Annotated in this window: 4 protein-coding genes; 2 read left to right on the forward strand and 2 right to left on the reverse strand. The window is 67.0% G+C overall.

Annotation, left to right across the window (positions count from 1 at the left end; all coding sequences use genetic code 11):
• Positions 1-801 (forward strand): pseudouridine synthase (locus K7W03_RS27115; RefSeq protein WP_222888056.1); only part of this gene is annotated, 801 nt, incomplete at its 5' end.
• Positions 802-860: 59 nt separating this feature from the next.
• Positions 861-1,409, forward strand: a complete 549-nt coding sequence (gene rsmD, locus K7W03_RS27120) for a 16S rRNA (guanine(966)-N(2))-methyltransferase RsmD (protein ID WP_222888058.1) — start codon at positions 861-863, stop codon at positions 1,407-1,409.
• Positions 1,410-1,617: 208 nt separating this feature from the next.
• Here the strand turns inward: rsmD and K7W03_RS27125 are convergent, their stop codons facing one another.
• Entirely contained in the window at positions 1,618-2,091 is a 474-nt protein-coding gene (locus K7W03_RS27125; protein WP_226870565.1) for a Fe-S oxidoreductase, read from the reverse strand.
• A gap of 136 nt (positions 2,092-2,227) precedes the next feature.
• Positions 2,228-2,623, reverse strand: a complete 396-nt coding sequence (locus K7W03_RS27130) for a GFA family protein (RefSeq protein ID WP_025550496.1) — start codon at positions 2,621-2,623, stop codon at positions 2,228-2,230.
• Positions 2,624-2,719 lie beyond the last annotated feature (96 nt).

The following is a 2,719-nucleotide window of genomic DNA, read 5'->3' on the forward strand; positions in this document are numbered from 1 at the left end:
AAGAAGACCAGGACGGCGCCCGCAAAGCCCGCCAATCCCCATCCTGCCCGCGCTGCCGCCGCCGCAAGCGGCAAGAACGAACCACAGCGCATCGCCAAATTGCTCGCCCGCGCAGGCGTCGCCTCCCGGCGGGAGATCGAGCGGATGATCGAGGAGGGGCGGATCACGCTCGACGGCGAAGCGGTGTCGACCCCCGCCACCCTCCTCACGTCGCTGCACGGCGTCGCGGTCGACGGGAATCCGGTCGCCGCACCGGCACCTGCACGCCTGTTCCTCTTCCACAAACCGGCGGGTTTCCTGACGACCGAACGCGACCCCCGCGGCCGTCCGACCATTTATGACAAGATGCCCGCCGACCTGCCGCGCGTCATGCCGATCGGCCGGCTCGACATGACGACCGAAGGCCTGCTGCTGCTCACCACCGATGGGGAGTTCAAGCGGCAGATGGAGCTGCCCTCCACCGGCGTCCCGCGCACTTACCGCGCCCGCGCCTTCGGTGAAGTCAGTCAGAACCAGCTGGAGGACCTGTTCGACGGGCTGGAGATAGACGGCATACGCTATGGCCGGATCGAGGCCAATCTGGAACGCCGCACCGGCCGCAACCAGTGGATCGAAATGACGCTGACCGAAGGCAAGAACCGCGAAGTCCGCCGCGTGCTCGAACATCTGGGGCTTCAGGTGAACCGGTTGATCCGCACCAGCTATGGCCCCTTCCATCTGGGCGAGCTGGCATCCGGCGCGGTCGAGGAAGTGCGGCAGCACGATCTGGTCGTCTTCCGCAAGAGCCTTGGGAAACCCTGACCCCCTCCGTTCGCCCTGAGCCTGTCGAGGGGCCCTTCTTTTCTGGAACGAGCCAGCCCATGAGAATAATTGCAGGCCAATGGCGGGGTCGCCCCCTTACCGCCCCCAAGGGCGACGCAACACGCCCTACGGCGGACCGCACCCGGGAAACCCTGTTTTCCATGCTGCTGAGCCGGATCGGCTCCTTCGAGGGGCTGAGCGTTGGCGATTTCTTCGCGGGCTCGGGCGCTCTGGGGTTCGAAGCGCTCTCGCGCGGCGCGGCAAGCTGCATCTTCGTGGAACAGGACCGCGCGGCGCTGGACGCGATCCGAGCCAATGGCGACAGGCTGGGCATCCGCCCCGACATCCGCCAGAGCAGCGTCCTGTCGCTGGGTCCGGCAAGCGAGCCGCTCGACCTCATCTTCATGGATCCGCCTTATCAGAGCGGCGCTGGCATGGTGGCGCTGGACAAGCTGAGCCGCCTGGGCTGGACCGGCCCCGCAAGCTGGATCAGCATCGAAACCGACCGGCGCGAGGATGTGGCGGTAAAGGGCTTTACCGTGGAGACGACCCGTGACGTGGGCAAGGCCCGACTGACGCTGCTGCGCGCAACGGAGCGCGCCGAATAGTCCAGGCGGATTGGGTGAAGTGATGGCGCGACGGACATGACCATGGGCCATCGCCACGGCTGCGCATTGCACCCAGCCTGCGACCCGGCATATCGGGAGCAGCCCCGGCGACCTTGCTGACGGTGCTCGACCGGCACAGCTTGACCGGCGGCGCGCGACCGGACCGGGCTGGCGGCCATGATCGCCGCCATGCCCGGTCTTGCAAGCATCAACGCCGCTTGCGCATGGATTTGGGCGCTTCGCTCCGGTTGATGCAGCTATCCTGCACGGTCCTGCTGCACAGCGGATAATCCTTCTGCTCGGTCGGCGGCGGCGTCATATTACCACCCACGGTCGCGGGATTGGCTGAGGTTCCGACGGGAGCGGACGGATCACGCGGAACGCCGGCAGGAGCCGGTTGCATGCCCGTGTCCGGCGGCACGGCTCCGGTCGGCTGCCCCGCATTGGGATCGGCGGCTGGGGGCGGTGTCGCGGGCGTCGCCGGAGTGGCCGGGCTGGCTGGCGTCGCTCCCGGTTCGGCGGGGGTCGCCGGCGTCGCAGGCGTCGCGCCCTGGTCGGGCGGAGGCGGCGTATCGGCGACGGGCGGCTGCGCCGAAGCCGGCATGTCCTGCGCGATCGCAATGCCGGTAACGCCGGTGCCGAAGGCCAATATGGCCGCACCTGCCAACAGGATCGATTTCATCGGGATCATCCTTTCCTTTGTTCTCGCCCCGTTCTGCCGTTTGGGCTGAACAAAGAACCGGATGCACGATGCCTGCGTTCCGGCCCGGGCGACGAGCCGTTGCGGATGCGCCGCCAGACGATCCTGCCTGTCGGCCTCAGGCCTCGGGGTAGCGCTGGAACTTGGGTAGTTGATGCGCGCCCTCCATCCATGGCGCGGCCTCGGCAAATTGAACGTGGATGGCTGGCGGCAGGTTCGACTGATCGTCCAGCGTTCCGGTCTGGATGTCGATCATGCCGGGGAACACGGCGGCATTGCGGTAGAAAAGGCCCGTACCGCAGGTTCCGCAAAATTCCCGCGTCACATTGTCGGAGGATCGGTATGCCACCGGCCGACCCGTCACCGTCACCTGTTCTTCAGGGAACAGGGCCCAGCCCACCATCGGCGCGCCCGCGCTTTTCCGGCAATCCGAACAATGGCACAGCGCGCTATAGGCCGGCTCGCCCTGCGCTTCGTAATGGATCGCCCCGCATTGGCACCGCCCCGAGAACATGGCCTTTACTCCTTGCATGATTCGCCTTTTGTTCTCATAGAAGGAGCAACGGTGCAAGGGCCGCCCGCCCTTGCCGCTTCCCGCCCGGCATCCTAG

Origin of the sequence: Sphingobium sp. PNB, assembly GCF_019873065.1 — a bacterium.
GTDB classification, from domain to species: domain Bacteria; phylum Pseudomonadota; class Alphaproteobacteria; order Sphingomonadales; family Sphingomonadaceae; genus Sphingobium; species Sphingobium fuliginis.

Coding starts and splice junctions, on each gene's coding strand:
- rsmD (WP_222888058.1), top strand. CDS start 861: ATGAGAATAATTGCAGGCCAATGGCGGGGTCGCCCCCTTACCGCCCCC.
- K7W03_RS27125 (WP_226870565.1), bottom strand. CDS start 2,091: ATGAAATCGATCCTGTTGGCAGGTGCGGCCATATTGGCCTTCGGCACC.
- K7W03_RS27130 (WP_025550496.1), bottom strand. CDS start 2,623: ATGTTCTCGGGGCGGTGCCAATGCGGGGCGATCCATTACGAAGCGCAG.